At 71.5% G+C, this 19470-nt stretch carries 13 protein-coding genes; 8 read left to right on the top strand and 5 right to left on the bottom strand.

Features of this window, described 5'->3' with window-relative positions; genetic code table 11:
* Nucleotides 1-3: 3 nt before the first annotated feature.
* The 5 genes from ACX9TP_RS04755 to ACX9TP_RS04735 form a co-directional block, all read right to left on the bottom strand.
* Nucleotides 4-606: a hypothetical protein gene (locus ACX9TP_RS04755; protein ID WP_482978519.1), complete on the bottom strand. Its 603-nt coding sequence runs from the start codon at nucleotides 604-606 to the stop codon at nucleotides 4-6.
* 266 nt (nucleotides 607-872) lie between these two features.
* Nucleotides 873-1826 (bottom strand): hypothetical protein, encoded by a 954-nt coding sequence (locus tag ACX9TP_RS04750; RefSeq protein ID WP_482978518.1) that lies wholly within the window; start codon nucleotides 1824-1826, stop codon nucleotides 873-875.
* Between the two features lies 1 nt (nucleotide 1827).
* Nucleotides 1828-3369: a pilus assembly protein gene (locus ACX9TP_RS04745; RefSeq protein ID WP_482978517.1), complete on the bottom strand. Its 1542-nt coding sequence runs from the start codon at nucleotides 3367-3369 to the stop codon at nucleotides 1828-1830.
* On the bottom strand, nucleotides 3348-4139 hold the full coding sequence (locus ACX9TP_RS04740; protein ID WP_482978516.1) for a TadE/TadG family type IV pilus assembly protein: 792 nt from the start codon (nucleotides 4137-4139) through the stop codon (nucleotides 3348-3350). The genes ACX9TP_RS04745 and ACX9TP_RS04740 overlap by 22 nt, the downstream gene beginning before the upstream one ends.
* 168 nt (nucleotides 4140-4307) lie before the next feature.
* Nucleotides 4308-7355 (bottom strand): helicase-related protein, encoded by a 3048-nt coding sequence (locus ACX9TP_RS04735; protein WP_482978515.1) that lies wholly within the window; start codon nucleotides 7353-7355, stop codon nucleotides 4308-4310.
* Nucleotides 7356-7606: 251 nt separating this feature from the next.
* On the opposite strand from ACX9TP_RS04735, the gene ACX9TP_RS04730 reads away from it, so the two are divergent.
* The 8 genes from ACX9TP_RS04730 (at nucleotide 7607) to ACX9TP_RS04695 (ending at nucleotide 19285) form a co-directional block, all read left to right on the top strand.
* The gene (locus tag ACX9TP_RS04730; protein ID WP_482978514.1) at nucleotides 7607-9463 is read left to right on the top strand and encodes a sensor histidine kinase; all 1857 of its coding nucleotides are present in this window, start codon (nucleotides 7607-7609) and stop codon (nucleotides 9461-9463) included.
* A gap of 265 nt (nucleotides 9464-9728) precedes the next feature.
* A complete protein-coding gene (locus ACX9TP_RS04725; protein WP_482978513.1) occupies nucleotides 9729-11564 on the top strand; it encodes a cytochrome c3 family protein in 1836 nt (611 codons plus the stop codon).
* A 30-nt stretch (nucleotides 11565-11594) separates the two neighbouring features.
* Nucleotides 11595-12758 carry an FIST signal transduction protein gene (locus tag ACX9TP_RS04720; protein ID WP_482978512.1) on the top strand — a complete coding sequence of 388 codons (1164 nt, stop codon included), beginning with the start codon at nucleotides 11595-11597 and terminating at the stop codon, nucleotides 12756-12758.
* Nucleotides 12759-12762: 4 nt separating this feature from the next.
* The gene (locus ACX9TP_RS04715; RefSeq protein WP_482978511.1) at nucleotides 12763-15699 is read left to right on the top strand and encodes a response regulator; all 2937 of its coding nucleotides are present in this window, start codon (nucleotides 12763-12765) and stop codon (nucleotides 15697-15699) included.
* The gene (locus tag ACX9TP_RS04710) at nucleotides 15692-16102 is read left to right on the top strand and encodes a response regulator (RefSeq protein ID WP_482978510.1); all 411 of its coding nucleotides are present in this window, start codon (nucleotides 15692-15694) and stop codon (nucleotides 16100-16102) included. The genes ACX9TP_RS04715 and ACX9TP_RS04710 overlap by 8 nt, the downstream gene beginning before the upstream one ends.
* 169 nt (nucleotides 16103-16271) lie before the next feature.
* Nucleotides 16272-17072, top strand: a complete 801-nt coding sequence (locus ACX9TP_RS04705) for a tryptophan 2,3-dioxygenase family protein (protein ID WP_482978509.1) — start codon at nucleotides 16272-16274, stop codon at nucleotides 17070-17072.
* A complete protein-coding gene (locus ACX9TP_RS04700) occupies nucleotides 17069-18091 on the top strand; it encodes a methyltransferase (protein WP_482978508.1) in 1023 nt (340 codons plus the stop codon). The genes ACX9TP_RS04705 and ACX9TP_RS04700 overlap by 4 nt, the downstream gene beginning before the upstream one ends.
* Nucleotides 18092-18496: 405 nt before the next feature.
* A complete protein-coding gene (locus tag ACX9TP_RS04695) occupies nucleotides 18497-19285 on the top strand; it encodes a dienelactone hydrolase family protein (protein ID WP_482978507.1) in 789 nt (262 codons plus the stop codon).
* The last annotated feature ends 185 nt before the right edge of the window (nucleotides 19286-19470 follow it).

The raw sequence follows: 19470 nt of genomic DNA, 5'->3' as shown, positions 1-19470 counted from the left end.
AGCTCAGGGAGCCACGGGCTTCACGACGGCGGCAGCGCCCCTTCGGTACACGAGCACCACCGCGCGCAGGCCGCCCTCGCCCGGCTCGTGCACCACGCGCAGCTCCTCGCCGGAGCGCGTGAAGATGCCCTGCTCCTCGTCACTGCGCTGCCAGCCGTGCTGGGCCAGGGCGCGCGTGTAGAAGGCGTCCACATCCGCGCCGGACAGAGGGACGTGGAAGGCCATCGTCCGTGAGCTCTCGCCGCCCACGCGCAGCACCTGGCTCGCGCCGGGCGGCAGGGGCGCGAAGTCCCCCGCGGCGACGGGCTCGCGGCGCAGCATGTGGTTGGCCTCACCGAGATAGAGCGAGGTGGTGCCGTCCGGCTGCGGCTGGACGATGGCGGTGTACGTCAGCCGCTTGAACATATCGACGGCGGTGAGCATTACCGCGCCGCTGGCGAGCTGGGGCTGCTCGGGGCCCGGAGGAATGTGGAGCCCGCCTTCGCGGAACGCATCCGCGAGGCGCTGCACCACTTCCGGCAGCCGCTCCTTCACCCGCACCGCGCGCAGGGCCACCGGGATGCCGGCGGCCTCGATGACTTCGTTCGCCTCAACGTGTTCAAGCACCTGGAACCGGGGCCAGGCGAAGCGTGGCGCACCGTCAGTAGCGGGAGGCGTGCGCGGCGCCGCAGCGCGGGCCGGAGTTGCCGGGCCGGGAGCCGAATTGCTCGCCACCGGGCGACCCGATGGTGCGGTACCTGCCACAACCGAACCCGACGCCGCCGGGCTCGAGGCTGCCCTGCCCGGAATGAACGTTCCTTCCGCCGCACCGCCCCGCGCCGGGGGCGCCGCGCCGAGGAGCCACGCTCCGCACAGCACGACGACAGCCCGCCTCACCGGGGCATCCCGAGCCAGTGATTGCGCCGGCCCACGTTGTAGTTCGGGACGTTCGGCGCCTCGAAAGGCGTCGTTTCCCAGCGCGCCTGTCCTCCCGCGTGCGTGGAGCCGAGGTTCTCCTCGTAGTTGGCCTCCGCCCCACGGAAGCTCATGAAGAACTGGTCCTCATTCACGGACTCCGCCCCCACCAGCCCCGCGAGCGCGGACCCCGCGCTACCACCACCGCCGTTGGCCCGGTAGATGCGCTCCGTCCACCGGTAGTAGTCCACGTTGGCGCACTCCGTTCCGCTGTCGATGCTCAGCGGGCACGAACGCCCCTCCGCCACGCCCGCCAGCCCCCAGTCATCCAGCATCATCGAGAAGCGCCCCGTGCACCTGCCATTCGTCGCACGCCCCGCCGCGCACACGGTGAAGACCGAGGCCGCGCGGCGGTGCGCCTCCTGGAACTGCGCCTCCATGAACCGGCCGATGCGCGCGCCCCGCATCCGCGAGGACGCCGTGCACGCCATGCCCTCCGTGCCCACGCGCATCGCATCGCCCAGGGGGGACTCTCCAGGCGCCACCTCCGCGGACTCCGGAGGGAGGCTCGGCACGCCCGCGGCCAGCGTCGGCCGGCAGTCGACCTGGATGGCCTGCGCCCGCGCAATCGCCTGCTGAATCGGCATGCCCGTGCCGCCCATCCGCTCGCGCCCGTCGAAGTCCGCGTAGCGCGCGGTGGCCTCGGCCTCCGCGTCCGCCACCACGCCGCGATTGCCCCAGTCGCCTCCCGCCGGGTCGTGCAGCACGCGCCCGGTGGCGTCCCACATCGCGAAGTTGGCGGCCTCCTGCACCTTCAGCGTCAGCGCCCCCACCTCCGCGAAGTAGATGCCGAAGACGAGGATGGTGACGAACACCATCAACGCCAGCGACGTCTCCACCAGCGACTGTCCACGTGCCTGGCGCGAGCGCATGTCAGTACCCCCTCCCGCCCGGGCCACCGCCCCGGTAGCCCTCGCCCACCAGCCGGCGCAGCGCCCGCGCGTGGCCGGTGAAGCCCGCGCCCGCCAGACTGTCCGCGGGCCGGTCGTCGACGGAGCCCTCGGGGCTCGCCAGCGTCGCGCGCCAGAAGGGGTTGAGGAAGTTGGGAGGCTCGCTCCAGCCGCCCCCTGCCGCCGCGGGGCGGGGCCGGTGGTAGTAGACGAGGCCGGCGGACAGGGCCACCTGGTTGCGGTGCACGTCCTCGCGCCCGGTGGGGCGGATGCGGCCCAGCGGGCTGCCGTTGTCGAACTCCGCGTCGCTGTCCTCCGTGAAGCGGAAGCGGAAGAAGAGGTTCCACGGGTCCGGCTGCTGCCGCCGCCGGGGGCTGGCGTAGTCCCGGTAGAGCATCGCGTACAGCTTCGGCTGGCCGTACTGGTTGGCCGCTCCCCGCTGCAGCTCGGCCGTGTTGTAGCTCATGGAGAACGGCCAGATGCCCGGGCAGATGACGCACTCGCCCAGCGTGTGCATCTCCCAGACGGGGTTGGCATTTTCAGGCGCCTGGCCCGGGGGCGCGCGGGCGCCGTACACATGCTGGTCCTCGTGCGTCTGCCGCTCGTCGGACATCACCCACGCGTCGTCCGCGATGGGCGGCACGGGGGGCGGCGTGGGGCAGAGCGCGGGCGTCACGGTGCGCCCATGGTCATGCGCCTGCGCGTTGCGCCCGGAGACGGTGTCATACCGGGACGAGTCCATCTGCGCCGCGGAGTTGTAGTGCTTGAAGGAGGTGGACACCGCCGCGAAACCGGTACCGAAGCTCGCGCCGCCTCCCGGGCGGTTGTGCACCCACGTCCAGCCCATGCTGCCCATGGTGGCGTTGAGCGCGGCCTTGCTGCCACCCGACGGGCACACCGCGCCGTCCCCGACGGCGCAGTTGTTGGTGCCCGACTTCATCGCGTTGATGACGTCGTCGCGCGTGCGAATCGCATTGGCGCCGTTGAGCTCGGAGAAGCTCTTCTCCGCGCCCGCCGGTGGCGCCTCCAGCTCGGGGTTGACCGCCTCGGCGACCCGCTTCGCGAGCTCCTGGCCCGCGATGTGGTCCCCCAGCAGCTTGATGTAGATGGCCATGCCGCCCCGGTACATGTTGCCCGCCTGCCCCTGCAGGCTGAGCACCTGGGCGGCCGCCGCCTCGTCCCCCTTGAACCAGTCGCTGGGCAGGACCTCACCCGGGCACACCACGTTGTGCGCCGCGTACTCCTGGCTGCTGTGGCTGATGAGCGCCTGCGTGCCGGCCATGGCCACCATGTGGGCCACCTGCGCGCGGTTCATCACCGAAATCGCATTGAACGTCCGCGCCGTGGCCACCGCCTGGCTGTAGGCCGCCGCGTCCGCCGCCATCTGGATTTCCACGCGCTCCTTCGCGCGCATGCCGAAGCCCAGCGTCATCAGCACCAGCACCGCCAACAGCAGCAGCGTCAGCGCGAAGAGCACCAGCGCCTGTCCCCGCCGCGCGCGGGTCATGAACCGTGAAGGGCGCATGCGGGGCCTCCCTGGAAGTACTCGGACATCACGGGCGTCATCATCCGCATGGCCGCATTGACCTGGATGGGGAAGAGGAAGTGCCCGTCGTTGCTCCAGCGCACCATGCGGGCGCCCAGGTCTCCGCCCGGCCACCTGTCGCGCCCAATCGTCTCGTCCGTCTCGCCGTACCAGGCCGCGCGCTTCTGCGTGGGCATCAGCGGGTTGGTGGCCGTGTAGCGCTGGAGCTGGAAGTGGGCCAGGAACATGCGGCTCATCACCCAGTTCGCGAACGGGATGCGCATGTAGTACCAGGCCACCATCCGTATCTCCAACGTGCGCTGCCGCAGCTCCCGCGCGTTGTTGGTGGGCTGGTCGAACATCAGGTCCTCGTCGCCCAGCAGCGACTGCACCCAGCCGGCGTCCGGCGACTCGCGGACGATTTCAATCATCGGCTCGTTGAAGCGCTCGCCGGTGGAGCCGCGCACCCAGAAGTGGTTGTGGCGCCGCGGAGAGAAGGCATCCGCGAGCCGCTCCGCGGTGTCCGTGCGCGCCACCGTGGGCAGCATCGTCACCAGCGCCGCGTGCGTCATCGGCAGGCAGTTGCCGTGGTTGAGGCTGCCCGCGCGCACCGCCCGGTACACCGCCACCTGCGCCAGGATGCGCGCCTGCAACATCAGGAACAGCTGCAGCGTCCCCAGCACCAGGAACACCACCAACGGCAGCGTCAGCGCGGCCTCCACCGCCGCCTGTCCAGACTGACCTGTCCCTGAGGTGCCCCGGTGTGCCATGGCTATTACCGGATTCCTCTTTTCTGGTTGATTGAGGAATCGGTCAAATGGACGGGGCTCGCACATTGACGCACAGCACGACTGTTGCAGGCGCAGCCGGGCTGTGCGCGACCGGGTGGGGGGGACCCCGGCCGTTGAGAGGTGGACGTTACACGTCCACCCCGAGCGTCAGCGATTGATGACGAAGCCGCAAGCGGAGTCGAGAATGACCTTCGCGCCCGCCAGTGCCTTGAGCAGCCGCTCGTAGTGGGCGCGCTCCGCGTCCAGCTGGGCCTGCACCGCGTCGGCCGGGAGGCCCTGGTGGGCCAGGGAGAGGCGCAGGCGCTCGGCCGCGGTGTCGCGCTCGGCCTCGATGGCCTTGCGCGCACGGGTGGCCAGCTTCGCCAGGTCCGCCTCCGCGGCCTTCTGCGCCACCGGCACGGCCGCGTCCACGAAGGAGCCGAAGCCCGGGAAGGCGCGGTTCACCTCGTCGCCCTTGAGCGCGCGGCCTTCCGTCTCCAGCGCGGGCAGCACGGTGGTGTCCGCCTTCGGGCCGCTGGCACCCTCCACCACCGCCACGTGCAGCAGCGTGCGCTCCAGGAAGCGCGCCAGCTGGCGGCTGGGCACGCGCGCGCCCGGGGAGGTGTCCTCCGGCTCCGGCAGCTGCACGTGGTAGAGCACCTCCAGCCCGCGCGCCTTCATGGGCCCGCGCTTCTCGATGAAGCGGAACCCGCTGCGCCCGTAGGGCCCGTCGCGCAGGAAGCCGAAGAGGGCCTCCACCAGCGAGTGGCCGGTGGCGAAGTACTCCAGTTCCTCCGCCTCCACCGCCGTGTCGCGCCAGAAGGTGCCCAGCAGCGTCCGGTCCTCCATCACGTCGAGGCCCGGCAGCCCGTCCACCTTCAGCGCGTGGCCGAACTGGAAGGCCACCTGGAAGGCCTCCACCTGCTCGTCCACGTCCACGCCGATGCCCACGCGGCGCGCCAGCTCGGTGACGCTCTCCTCCAGGCGCTCGTCGAGGTCCCTGGCCACGCCCCACAGGCCGTCCTCGACGCTGGGGGCCTCGCCGTCCTCGCCCTCGTCCTCGTCTTCAATCCCCATGCGCTCCTGGGCGCGCTTCACCAGCCGCTCCACCGCCGGCTTGTCGAAGCTGCGCACGTCCAGCAGCGGGTCATACGCGCGCTTCACCTGTGCGCGCGCGGCCTCCACCTTCGCCTTCAACTCCTGGGCGTACGCCACGCGCGCCTCGCGCGGCAGCAGCGCCAGTTCCGCGAGCCGGTCCTCCACCTCTTCCAGCACCGCGTCCAGGCCGCCCACCGTCTCGCCGAAGACGCCGACGGCGTCCGCCAGCAGCATCAGCACGTCCGACGCCAGCGTGCCTGCCGGGTCGAAGACGTGGATTTCCACCGGGTGCGTCTGGCCGATGCGGTCCAGGCGGCCGATGCGCTGCTCCACCGTGGCCGGGCTCCAGGGCAAATCGTAGTGCACCAGGTGGTGCGCGAACTGGAAGTTGCGGCCCTCGCCGCCCACCTCCGTGCACAGCAGCACCTTGGGTCCTTCCGGGTCCCTGAAGCGCGCCACCTGCCTGTCGCGCTCCACCAGCGGCAAATCGCCGTGGTAGCCCAGCGCCTCCACGCCCTCGCGGCCCAATTCCGATTGGAGCGCGTCCAGCGTGTCGCGGCTCTCCGTGAAGACGAGCACCTTCGCCGCCGGCTCCGCCTTCCAGATGCCGCGCAGCACGCCGAGGAACGCTCCGAACTTCGCGTCGCGCGTGGGCAGCCGCAGCGCGTCCGCCTTCCCCTTGAAGACGGGGTTGGCCTTCACCGCGCCCGCGAAGGCGGCGGGGCTGGACTCCAGCCGGCGCAGCACGTTGCCCAGCGGCGCACCGCGCAGCGAGCCCTCGGCCAGCGTCGCCAGCGCGGCGTCGCGGACCTTCAGCTCCTCGGCGGGCAGCTCCACCGGGTGGCGGTGCAGCCGGCGCGTGGAGAAGCCGCCCACCACCGCGCGGCGGTTGCGCACCAGCCTGTCACTCAGGCTGTACGTCTCCGCGAGGTGCTGGAGCAGCGCGTCCCTGTCTTTGAGCGCCGCGAGCTTCGCGTCCTCGGGGAAGCGCTTCGCCAGCGCCTGCACCGCGGCGGAGGGCTTGCCGCCCTCCATCAATGCGCGCACCGCGGAGGACAGCTCCTCCTGGCGCTTCAAGCGCTCCTCGAAGCCCGCCACCGTGGGCGCGGTGCCCGCGTCGATGAGGGTGAGCAGCCCGTGGTACTCCGCCGGGTCCAGCTGCATGGGCGTGGCGGTGAGCAGCAGCAGGCCCCACGAGTTGCCCGCGAGCACCTTCGCCGCCTCGAAGGCCTTCTCGCCCTTGAGGTGGTGCGCCTCGTCGACGATGACCAGGTCCCAGAAGGCGTCCTCGCCGGCCAGCTCGCGGCGGTGCTCGGCGCTGCGCGACAGCAGCTCCAGGCTCGTCACCACCAGCGGGAAGCGCGCCCAGGGGGAGACGCCGGGCGCCTCCTTGAGGGACTGCTCGTAGCGGTCCGAGTCCATCAACGTGAAGAGCTGGTTGAACTTGTGGAACAGCTCCACCAGCCACTGCACGGTGAGGTGGCTGGGCGCCACCACGAGGCAGCGGCGCGCCAGGCCCGACAGCCGCAGCGCGCTGAACACCATGCCTGCCTCAATCGTCTTGCCCAGGCCCACCTCATCCGCCAGCACGAAGCGGGGCCGGCGCGCGGACAGCACGCGCTGCACCACGCCCACCTGGTGCGGCTTCACCATGATGCGGCTGGCCAGCAGCGCGCCCAGCGCGTCGCAGCGGCGCTCGTCGTCCAGCACCAGCGCCTGCTTGCGCAGCGTGAAGGCCTTCGCGTCGCCCACGCGCCCCTCGCGCAGCGTGGAGAGCAGGTCCGAGCGCGGCGGCAGCGCGCGCACCTCGGACTCGGGGAGCTCGTCCTCCTCGCCGTCGTCCGCGTAGCGCAGCACGTAGCGGCGCAGGCCGCGCGCGCCCGGCTCCTCGCGGATGACCAGGGCCAGCCGTCCCTTGTACGTCAGCACCGGCTCGCCCGGCGGCAGCGCGTACGGCACCAGCGCGCCGCCCTTGGTGGACACCAGCACCGGCGCGTCCTCCCGGGCCGGGAAGGAGACGAGCGCCTTGGCGCCCTCCTCCTGAAAAGACATCAGGTGTCCCACACCCCATTCGGGCTGCGGGAGGTAGCGGACCTTGGAACCTTCGACGAGGGACATGGGAGTGAGCGCAGGGCCCCCGGAAATGGGGGGTACGCCTCATAACCCCCTGGCATCACGAAGGCCATTCCGTCGACGGCGCCTCGCGAGCCTCCAGGCACCCGGCACGTCTCCCCGGCCGGGGCTGATCACAAAACTCACGGGTCGGATCCGCCCCGTCCAATGGGGTGATGTTTTCAGTGCTTCACATCGGTGATGCTGACCTTGCCTGTCGTACGGGGTTTCCCGGAGCGACTGGGGGGGAGTGCCAAATGATGCGCCGTTGGACGTTCGCTCAGCGAGTAGGGGCAGGTCTGTCCGCATGCCTGCTGGCCGGGGTGTTGCTCCTCGGGACGCTGCTGTCCGCAGTCCACGGACACCTCATCACCCAGGAGTCCCCGCCCGGCGCGCTGCCCCAGGCGCTGGTGGCGGGACTCCTGGGTCTGGCCGGGGTGGGCGCGCTGGGCTTCGTGCTGCACCGCGCCCTGGCGCCGCTGCATGCCCGGCACGAGCACAGCGAGCAGCGCCTGCAGCTCCTCATGGATGGCGTGACGGACTACGCGCTGTGCTTCCTCGACCGGGCCGGCCGCGTCACGGCGTGGAGCGCCGGCGCCGCGCGGCTGAGCGGCTGGTCGGAGGCGGACGTCCTCGGCCGCGAGGCGGACCGGCTCTACCCGGAGGACGAGGTCGCCGCGGGGGTGCCCCGCGCGCACCAGGAGCGCGCCGCGCGCGAGGGGCGCCTGCTGGCCGAGGGCTGGCGCGTGCGCCGCGACGGCACGCGCTTCTGGGCGGAGACGCTGCTCACCGCGCTGCATGACGGCTGCGGCCGGCTGCGCGGCTTCGCGCAGGTGACGCGCGACATCACCGAGCGCCGCCGCATGGAGCGCGCCCAGGCCCTCTTCGCCGAGGCCGGCCGCGTCCTCCAGCCGCTGTCCGGCGCGCGCGAGGTGGGCGAGGCCCTCACGCGCCTGTGCGTGCCCGAGGTCGCCGACGCCTGCATCCTCTTCGTCCCCGGCGAGGACGGCACCGTGCGGCCGCAGGCCGTGGCGTGCGCGGACATGGACGCCGCCGGCCGCATCTGGGAGCCGCTCCTGCGCTGCCCGGACGACGGCGAGGTGGGCCCCTCGCGCGTGGTGCGCACCGGCCGCGGCGAGCTGCTGCCCGAGCTGGACGCGGCGCGCACGTCGCAGGCGCTGGCCGGCACCGCGTACGGCGAGCTGTTGCGCACCCTGGGCGTGACGTCCGCCCTCACCGTGCCGCTGGACGTGGGCACGCGCGTGCTGGGCGCGCTGTGCCTCATGTCCACCGGCCCCCTGCGCCGCTTCGGCGAGGTGGACCGCGCCTTCATGGAGGAGCTGGCCGCGCGCGCCGCGCTCGCGCTGGACAACGCGCGGCTGCTGGCCGAGGCGAAGGACGCGCTCGAGCTCATCGGCGTGGCCGCGCATGACCTGGGCAACCCGCTCAGCTCGCTCCAGCTGCGGCTGCGGCGGCTGCGCATGCTGGAGGGCGCCAACGGCCACGATGCGCGCATGCGCGACGGGCTGGCCGGGGCGGAGATGGAGACGCGGCGCCTGGGCCGGCTGGTGCACAACCTGCTGGATTTGTCGCGCCTGTCCGCCGGCCGCATGGTGCTGGACACCGAGGAGCTGGACCTGGCGAAGCTGGTGCGCGAGGTGGTGGAGCGCCACGGCGACCAGGCCACCGCCGCCGGCTGCGCCCTCACCCTGCGCGTGGACGAGGGCGCCACCGGCCTGTGGGACAGGCAGCGGCTGGACCGCGTCGTCACCAACCTCATCAGCAACGCCCTCAAGTTCGGCCGGGGCCAGCCCGTGGAGGTGCGCGTCCACGCCGACGGCGAGCGCGCCCGCTTCACCGTGAAGGACGCCGGCATCGGCATCTCCACCGAGGCCCAGCAGCGCCTCTTCCACCGCTTCCAGCGCGTCCACGACGGCGGCGCGAGCCGCCACCCCGGCACCGGCCTGGGCCTCTACATCGTCCGCCAGCTGGTGGAAGCCCACGGCGGCTCCATCCACGTCCAGAGCCGCGCCGGGGAGGGCGCGGAATTCACGGTTGAGCTGCCCCGAACCCCGCACTCCGAGGCCTGCCTGCCGGCTGAAGCCCGGGCGTGACTTTGGAGCCCGACTTCACCGCCGGTCGCTCGCTTATCCACCTGACAACACTAATGGTTTGGATTACAGCGGATATTTCGCCCCCAAGTTGAATCGCTCTGTTCATTGCAGATATTCTTCGTACGGCTAAAAAGGCTCGAACCGGGGAAACCCGGAAACGGGAGAGACCCCGCCCACACCGTCCCCCCCCCGGGGCGACGGGCCACAGGGTCCGCTGGCCGGGGCGCCATGAGGGCGCCTTCATCAATGTACGAGGAGATTCACCATGGGTGGTCTTGGAGCCCCCCGGGCGAGCCGCGAGATGTCTGCTTCGCGCATGCCCTCCGTCCTGGCGACCTGCCGCGCGGCGCTGCTCGCCTCCCTCGCGAGCCTGCTGCTCGCCTGCGGCGGACCGGACGTTTCGGGTGACGTGGAGAGCGACGCCGAGCTGGAGGCGCAGGCCCAGGCGATGACGGAGCCGGACGCGCTGCGGCCCGGGTCCGTCAAGCCGGTGGCGCTCGCCCTGGAAGTGCACAATGGCGAGGGCCAGCCGGTGCGCGTGCGCGCGGGCGGCACCTTCTACATCAACCAAATCGACATCCGCGCCGTCGTGCAGGCCACCACGGACGAGGGCCTCGCGTCCCTGCGCACCCGCAGCGACTTCGCGGGCCTGGGCTGGACGGGCGTGCGCGCGGCGGACCAGGAGTCCACGGGCCTGGGCGCGCCCTTCACCCGCCGCCGCTTCTACCGGGGCGCCGCCTGGATGGACGTGCCCAGCTTCTTCACGGTGGAGCCGGTGGACCAGCACGGCCGCCTCACCGGCGCGCCGGTGCTGGTGAATGCGGGCAGCGAGTACACGCGCCGCACGGAGAGCGACGACTTCTTCGTCCGCCGCTTCCGCGCAATCCAGACGGCCACCGGCTGCGCCACCCGGACGGACTGCTCGGGCTCCACCTCGTTCGAGGAGGAGGCGCTCGTCGAGCTGCGCAACGCGTATGACCACGCCAAGGCGCACACGCTCACCTTCCAGCCGAACACCCGCGCCCTGCGCCTGCGCTGGAGCCTGCGCCCGTTCGCCCCCTACTCCATTCCCGTCGAGCAGGTGAAGAACCCCGAGTACTCCTACGGTTTCAAGCTGGAGCTCGCGGCCCTCACTCCGCCGCGGCCCGACGGAACCTATGCGCCAGGCAGCGACATCACCTTCCAGCTCACCCTGCGGGACGGGGCGGGCAAGCGCCTGCACCCCAAGGGCGTGCTGCCGGCCTACAACGACGTGGCGCCGGACGGCACCGAGTCCGGCCTCCAGTACTACCGGGCCTTCTTCGACGCCACGACGACGTACTACCGTCGCAAGCACCGCGAGCGCATGCTGATGGCGCAAATCATCGGCCCCGCGCAGAACATCCGCCCCATCCGCTCCATCGTCGGCCTGGGCGCGTTCCTCGACCCGGACATCGACGCGCAGGTGGTGGGGACTCCGGAGCGCGACGGCGTCTTCTCCCAGTTCACCACGTTCCCCTTCGCCAACGTCCTGTTCGGCGGCGCCTTCATCGACCCGAACCTCTGGAATCAAATCAACACGGACACCTGGACCTTCTCCGTCCCGGCGAACGCCGCCCCCGGCACCTACCTGCTCACGGCCAAGGGCCGCCGCGTGTACCTGGGCGAGGACCTGCCCGCCTCCACGACGATTGAAGTCCAGGTGGGCACGAAGACGCGCACCCAGGCCACCCTCACCACCGGCCCCTGCACCAGCTGCCACAGCCAGGGCGGCGAGCTGAGCCAGGTGCTGCACGCCAACGACAACCGCGCCGCGTGCGCCGGCTGCCACGCTCCCCTGGAGTTCGAGCTGGAGGGGCCCATCTTCGTGCGCACCCACTTCATCCACTCGCGCTCCAACCGCTTCGACGCCCCCCTGGAGAAGTGCTCCTCGTGCCACCTGACGAAGGCAAGCATCCAGCGCACCAGCAAGGCCGCCTGCCTGTCCTGCCACAAGTCCTACCCGGAGACCCACGTGGCGCAATTCGGACCCATCGAGAGCATGTATGTCGGTGGCGGGCAGGAGTCGTTCCAGCAGTGCACCGGGGCCTGTCATACTCAGCACCCGGGCAGCGGCCTCTAGCCGCCGCCCGCAACACACCGGAGGTCCTCCATGGCACAAGTGAAGATGCACACGGCCCGCACCACGCTGAAGGAGCCGGATGCCGCCGCGGAGGACCTCCTCAGCCAGCTGGGAGGCACGCATCCCCGGCTGGTGACGATGTTCGCCTCGCGCGAGCGCGACCAGCACGCCCTCAACCGCGCGGTGCGCGCGCGGCTGCCGCAGGGCACGCGCCTCATCGGCGCCACCACGGCGGGCGAGCTGGACAACACCGGCATCCACGAGGGCAGCGTGGTGCTGTCCGCGCTGTCCGGTGACTTCGAGGTGGGCCTGGGCCTGGGCAGCGGCCTGTCCGTGGACGCCATCGGCGCGGGCGCGGCCGCCATCAAGCGCGCCTGTGATGACCTGGGCGTGCGCCAGCAGGACCTGGACCCGCGCCGGTACGTCGGCCTCGTCATCGACGACGGCTTCCGCTACAAGAAGGAAGAGCTGCTGCTCGGCATCCTGGAGAAGAGCCAGACGCTGGTGCTCGTCGGCGGCGGCGCCAGCGACGACAACCGCGACCCGGCCAAGCAGTCCGCCCTCATCCACGTGGACGGCGAGGTGGCCGGCGACGCGGTGCTGGTGGCCCTCTTCAAGACGAATGCCCCCTGGGCCGCGCTGCGCTCCCACTGGTACGTGCCCACCGGCGAGAAGCTCACGATTACGAAGGTGGACGAGAGCCACACCCGCGCGCTCGAAATCGACGGCCAGCCGGCCGCGAAGCGCTACGCGGAGCTGCTCGGCGTGGAGGACCCCCGCCAGCTCGAGTTCGGCACCCCGCAGGGCTTCGCGGTGCGCCCCACCGCCCTGCGCGTGGGCCGCGAGTACTTCATCCGCAGCGCCTGGAAGCCCCTGGACGACGGCTCCATCCTCTTCGCCAACCTCCTGGAGGAGGGCACCGAGCTGGAGCTGATGAAGATGGGCGACATGGCCGGCATGACGCGCACCTTCTTCACCGAGGAGATGCCCCGCCGGGTGCAGAACCCCCAGGCCGCCCTCCTGTTCCACTGCGGTGGGCGCATGTGGTATGCGAGCGCCACCAACAGCGTTTCCCAGCTCGCCGAGACTCTCCGGGCCGCACCCACCGCCGCTGGGATGAACGTGCACTTCGAGATCTACTCGGGCTTCCACATCAACACCACGCTGACCACGCTGGTGTTTGGGGCGAACTAGAGCCATGGCGAACTCCGACACTTCGGACAACGTTTCCGTCCTGCTGGTGGCAAGCGAGCGCGAGTGCCAGCAGGTGGAGGCAGCGCTTGCCAGCGCGGGCATGTCCGTGAAGACCGAGCGCGCCACCACCCCGGCCGAGGTGGAGGCGGCGCTGTCGAAGAGCTGGTCGCTCGCCCTCTGCGGCTCCGAGCTGCCGGGCCTGGGCTTCGCCGAGGTGCAGGCGCTCTGGCACAAGTACGGCAAGCAGCTGCCCTTCGTGGTGCTCTCGCGCGACTGGAGCGAGGACACGCTGGAGGCGAGCGTGCGCGCCGGGGCGCTCGACTACGTCACCGAGGACCGCTTCAGCCGGCTGGTCCCGGTGGTGAGCCGCGAGCTGCGGATGACGGCGGACCGCCGTCGCCACAACAAGACGGCGGAGGAGCTGCAGCGCACCAACTACCTGATGGAAAACATCATCGACGCGCTCCCCTTCGTCCTCTTCGTGAAGGACGCGGAGACGCGCCGGCTGGTGGTGGCCAACAAGACTTTCGCGGACATCTTCCGCGTCACCAAGCAGTGGCTGCTCGGGAAGCTGGACCACGACTACTTCCCGAAGGAGCAGGCGGACTCCTTCATCGCCATCGACACCGAAATCCTCACCAGCCGGCAGATGAAGACCTTCGAGGAGGTGGCCCGCGCCGACGGCGTGGACCGCATCTTCGCCACGCGCAAGCTTCCGCTGCTGGACGAGCACGGCGAGGCGCGCTTCGTGCTCGGCGTCACCGAGGACATCACCGAGCGCAAGCAGCGCGAGGAGATGCTGCGCGCGTCGCAGGCGGAGCTGCTCGCCGCCAACAAGCAGCTCGCCGCCAGCCTGGAGGAAATCAAGCGCACGCGCGCCGTGTCCGCGCGCTCGCTGGCGTCCTACCAGCAGCGCGCGCTGCAGATGGAAATCATCCGCCAGCAGAACGAGGACCTGGACCGGCTGGCCCAGGAGCTGGCCATCGCCAAGCGCAACGAGGAGGAGCGCGCCCGCGAGGCCGAGGCCGCCGCCCGCCTCAAGAGCGAGTTTTTGGCCAACTTCAGCCACGAAATCCGCACGCCCCTCAACGGCATCATCGGCTACTGCGACCTCCTGATGCGCGAGGAGGGCAACCGCCTCACCGCCCACGGCCGCAGAGACCTCAACGTCGTCAAGACGAACGCCAAGACGCTGCTGGCGCTCATCAACGACATCCTGGACCTGTCCAAGATTGAAGCCGGCCGCGTGGAGGTCGTCACCGAGCAGGTGGACGTGCAGGAGCTGGCCGACGAGTGCATGGCCACGGTGAAGGAGTACCTCAAGGGCAAGGACGTGGCGCTGACCACGAACATCGACCCCGAGGCGCGCCTGCTCCGCTCGGACGCGCTGAAGCTGCGGCAGATCATGCTCAACCTCCTGAGCAACGCCGCCAAGTTCACCGACGCGGGCGAGGTGGCCCTCAACCTGGTGCCCGCCGGCGACGAGGTGGTGATGACGGTGGAGGACACCGGCGTCGGCATCCCCTCCGACCAGCTCCCCTTCATCTTCGAGAAGTTCCGCCAGGTGGACGGCTCCACCACGCGCAAGGTGGGCGGCACCGGCCTGGGCCTGGCGATTGTGCGCGAGCTGTCGCGCGTGCTGGGCGGCACCGTGTCCGTGACGTCCACGCTGGGCCGCGGCTCCACCTTCACCGTGCGCCTGCCCAACGCGCTGGAGGCCCCGGCCGGCATCCCCACGGCGACGCACCCGTCCGAGCGCGCGGTGCCCTTCTCCGAGGTGGCCCAGCACCTGGGCACCATGGCCCAGCCGGGCAGCACCGTGCTGGTGGTGGACGACGACCCGCTGATGCAGCAGCTGGTGGCGGGGCAGCTGGAGCCGGCGGGCTTCAAGGTGGTGGGCGCCGAGGACGGCATCGCCGCCCTCAAGCGCGCCCGCGAGCTCAAGCCGCAGGCCATCCTCCTGGACATCCACCTGCCCAAGCTGGACGGCTGGTCCGTGCTCAGCCAGCTCAAGGGCGAGCCCTCGCTGTCCGGCATCCCCGTCATCCTCATCTCCGTGGAGGAGCAGCGGGCGCGCGGCTTCTCGCTGGGCGCGTGCGAGTACCTCGTCAAGCCGGTGGAGCCGGAGCGGCTGGTGGAGGTGGTGCAGCGCTGCCTGGGCCAGACGGCCGGCTCCTCCGCCCACGCGGGCGAGGTGCTGGTGGTGGACGACGACTCCGCCACCCGCGAGCTGGTCAGCCGCAACCTGCGCCGCGCCGGCTTCTCCACCGCCGAGGCCCGCAGCGGCGAGGACGCCCTGCTCAAGGCGCGCGTGTCGCCGCCGGCCCTCGTCGTGCTCGACTTGATGATGCCCAACCTGGACGGCTTCGAGGTGCTGCGCCGGCTGCGCGCCGAGAAGCTCCAGGTGCCCGTCGTCGTCCTCACCGGCAAGACGCTGTCCGCCGAGGAGGAGGCGCTCCTGCGCGACGGCTTCGCCGGCTTCGTGAAGAAGGGCGGCCACGCGCTCGAGGACGTCATCGCCCAGGCCAAGGGCCTGCTGTTGTCCCAGCGCGCCGCCACCGCCGGCAAGCTGCCGCGCATCCTCTACGTGGAGGACAGCGCGCAGAACCGGGACATCGTCCGGCGCTACCTCGGCGGCCTCTTCGAGGTCATCGAGGCCGAGGACGGCGAGCACGGCCTGGAGCGGGCCACCCGCGACAGCCCGGACCTCATCCTCATGGACTTGTCCCTGCCACGGCTGGACGGCTGGGAAGTCACCCGCCGCCTGCGCGCGCTACCGTCCGCGGCCAACGTCCCCGTCATCGCCGTCACGGCGCACGCGGGGCGCGAGTACCAGGACAAGGCGCACGCGGCCGGCTGCACCGCCTACCTCACGAAGCCCCTTGATCGTGACCAGTTGCTCGAGATGATTCGCAAGCATCTAGGGAGAAACAATGGCTGAAGAGAAAGCACGCGTCCTGGTGGTGGACGATGACCCGGACCTGCTCGACCTCGTGCAGCGCTCGCTGAGCGCCTACGGGTTCGAGGTGCTCACGCACACCTCGGCGCTCGGGGTCTCCAACCTGGTGCGCTCCGTGGAGCCGGACTTCGTCCTCATCGACGTGAACTTCCCTGCCCTCAAGGGCGACAAGGTCGTCAACCTGGCCCGCCAGTACGCGTCCGCGAAGACGAAGTTCATCCTCTATTCGGCCTCGGACGAGTCCAAGCTCCGCTCGCTCGCGCTCGCCTCGGGCGCGGACGGCTACATCTCCAAGAGCGTCCAGGGCGAGGAGCTCGCCCAGCGCCTCCGCGCCTTCCGCCTCAAGCCGCGCCCCCCCACCCCCACTCCCGCCCCCGCCACCTGAGCGCGCGGCCGTAGACATTCCGGGCCCCCTTCCGGCCCGGAGGTATAAGCAGCACCTTCCGAAGTCCCCCTCCGGAGGGCCCATGAACACGGCCTCTGATTACAGTCCAGCTGAAAAGTTACGTCTCGAACTCTCGGAGCCTCTCTTCAACCCCCTGCTGAAGAAATGGGTGGGGCGTGGGGAGCTGGACTACGAGGTGTACCTCAAGACGCCGGTGCTGCTGTCGCTGCAGGCAGGGGAGACAGAGCGCGTCACCCACGACGAGCTGCTGTTCCAGGTGGTGCACCAGGCGCAGGAGCTGTGGCTGAAGCTGGCCTCTCGCGAGGCGGTGGAGGTGGTGGCGGAGCTGGACGCGGGGAAGCTGTGGGCGGCCTCGGCGCGGCTGGAGCGCATCCACCGGGTGCTGCGCTCCATGGTGTCCGAGATGGCCGTGCTGGAGACGATGACGCCGGACACGTACCAGGTCATCCGGCGCAGCCTGGGCAATGGCAGCGGCCAGGAGTCGCCCGGCTACAACATGCTCCGGCACGCGGCGGGCGGGCTGGAGGCAGCGCTGGAGCGGCTGCTGGCGCTGCGCAAGGTGTCGCTGAAGGCCGTCTACACCGTCGGCGGGCCGGATGACCTCAAGCGGCTGTGCGAGCAGCTGGTGGACGTGGACGAGGCGTTCCAGAACTGGCTGTACGCGCACTTCCAGCTGGTGCGCCGCACCATCGGCGTGGACCGCTCGGTGAAGGCGCTGGACGGGCTGCCCTCGCAGGTGCTCGCGGGGCGGATGACGCTGCCGCTGTTCCGCCAGCTGTGGGACGTGCGCGTGGAGCTGACGTCCTCGTGGCGACGCGAGGGCGGCATCGCCCCGGGCGCGCTGCGCGACGGCTGCATGCACGCCAGCGCCGGGACGTACGCGGCGGCGGCCCGGGCCGCGGGGTGCCCGGCACACGCAGGGGCCGCATTCCCTCCCGCGGAGCCATGAACGCGCCACCCTCCCCGCGCGCGCTGCTGCACCTGCTCTTCAACGGCGCGCGCGCCGTGGACGTGGTGGAGGCGTCGCTCCAGCTCGGCCTGCTGGACGCGCTGGAGCCGGGCCCCGTCACCCTGGGCGAGCTGGCCTCGCGCCACCGCCTCATCCCGGGGCGCCTCTACAAGCTCCTCGACTGCCTGGAGAGCCTCGGGCTCGTGAAGCGCGAGCAGCCCTCGGACGCGCTGGAGTCCGCCACCTACCGCGCGGTGCCGGGCCTGCGCGCGGCCGTGGACGCCGTGCTGGGCCCGCGCTCGCTGGAGAGAGACCGCGAGAAGTACGCCTGGAGCGAGCTGCGCGGGAAGCTCCCCCAGGTGCTGCGCGGCGAGCACGCCATGCCCGCCGCCGCCTTCGACTGGCCCCCGCGCACGCCCGAGCAGGTGGAGGGCTTCGAGGCCAGCATGGCCGCGGGCCTGCCCCCCATCCTCGAGACGTTCCGCGCGCACACCCCGCGCCTGTGGAAGGACGGCGCGCGCCTGCTCGACGTGGGCGGCGGCGACGGCACGCTGGCGGCACACCTCGTGCGCGAGCACCCCGGCCTCGCCGTGGACGTCTACAACCTCCCCGCCACCGCCCCGCTGGTGGCGCGCACGCGCGAGCACCACCACCTGCCACCCGAGCGCCTGGGCTTCGTCGGCGGCGACTTCCTGAAGGAGCCGCTGCCCACAGGCTACGACGCGCTGTCCTTCGTCCGCGTGCTGCACGACTGGCCCGCGGACACCGCGCGCGCGCTGCTGGAGGCCGCGTGGGAAGCGCTGCCCTCCGGAGGCCGCGTCCTCATCTGCGAGGAGTTCCGCACCCCGGAGCGGCTGGCCGCGCAGTTCTTCTGGTCCTACTTCCTCATCGGTGTGGACTCCTGTGTCAGCCGGCTGCGCGAGGTGGAGCACTACCTGCGCGTGCTCCAGGAGACGGGCTTCACCGGAGCCGAGGTGCTCCCCGGCCCCTTCGAGCTGGTGGTCGCCACGAAGCCGTGACGGCGGCATGTCAGGCCCGCGTCGTACGAAGGTGCAATGCGGCCGATGCGCCCCGCTCCTCCCGTAAAAACGAAAGTCCCTTCCCGACGCCGGGGCGGCCCTCACGGCCGTCACGGGCCGTGAGCATCCGGTCCACCACAGCCGCGCGCGGCGGCTCCGGGAGGGGGGGCCCGCGGAAGTCGCCATCCTGCTACGCTGTCCCCATGAGGAGGAACGCCAGCACCCGCTCTGGCTTCACCGCACCCCGGGCAGACGCCCCTGGGAGCCGGCCCGCCTCGCCCCTCCCTGAAGCCGCCCGCCTGCTCCCCCGCTCCATGACGGGCTGGCATGGGCCCTGCAGTCCCACTCACTCGTGGAGTGTGCAACTTCAAGGCTGACGCAGTCCGACAAAAGGAAGGACTCCGCATGAAGAAGCAGGGTTCACGCAGGTCGGATGAGGGTGCTGGGAAGGCGGTTCGAGGACTGGTGACGTCGGCGGGAGGCCCGGGGGCCTGGACGCCGCCCGCGAACAACGGCGAGGTGCGGGTGCCGGTGGACGAGGGCGTGGAATTGCGCGGCATCCTCCACGTCCCCCCGGCCGCCTCGGGTGTCGTGGTGCTGGCGCGGGGCCATGGCAGCAGCCGGCGCGGCGCGCGTGACTTGACGGTGGCCCGCCTCCTCCAAGCGGAGGGGCTGGCCACCATGGCGGTGGACCTGCTGACGGCGGCGGAGGAGGAGGCCTGGCGCGAGCGCGACTTGCGCTTCAACGTGGGCCTCTTCGCCGGGCGCCTCGCGGGCGTGGCGCGCTGGCTGCGCCGGGCGCCCCGCACCAGCGGCCTGCGCGTGGGCTACCTGGGCAGCTACACCGGCGCGGGCGCCGCGCTCGCCGCCGCCGCGCTGCGGCCCGAGTCCGTGGACGCGGTGGTGTGCCGCGGCGGGCGGGTGGCCATGTCCGGCACGGTGCTGTCGCGCGTGCGCGCGCCCACGCTGCTCATCCTCGGCGGACATGACACGTCCGCGCTGGAGCCGCACCGCCGGGCCTTCGCCGCGCTGAAGTCGGAGAAGCGGCTGGAAATCATCCCCGGCGCCACGCACCGCTTCGAGGAGCCCGGCACCCAGACGCAGATGGTGGAGCTGGCGGGGCTCTGGTTCCTCCAGCACCTGGGCGCGCCCCGCTGGGAGACGCAGCCCGAGCCACACGCCCTGGGCGTGTAGCGCGCGAGGGATGCGGGACCGGGGCAGCCCCTTCGGGTCTGCCCCGGCCCACCCTGGGGACATCGAACGAGCCCACGGTACCCGCCGCCGGGGGGAGACTCACGGCGGGCTCCGGGGCCAACGCCACGATGCGCTCATGGCGCGCGCGCGGATACTGGCCCGGAGTCGAATGCCCTGGAGGACTC

Source organism: Pyxidicoccus sp. M15, from assembly GCF_056858435.1.
This window is presented reverse-complemented; position numbering and strand designations above follow the sequence as displayed.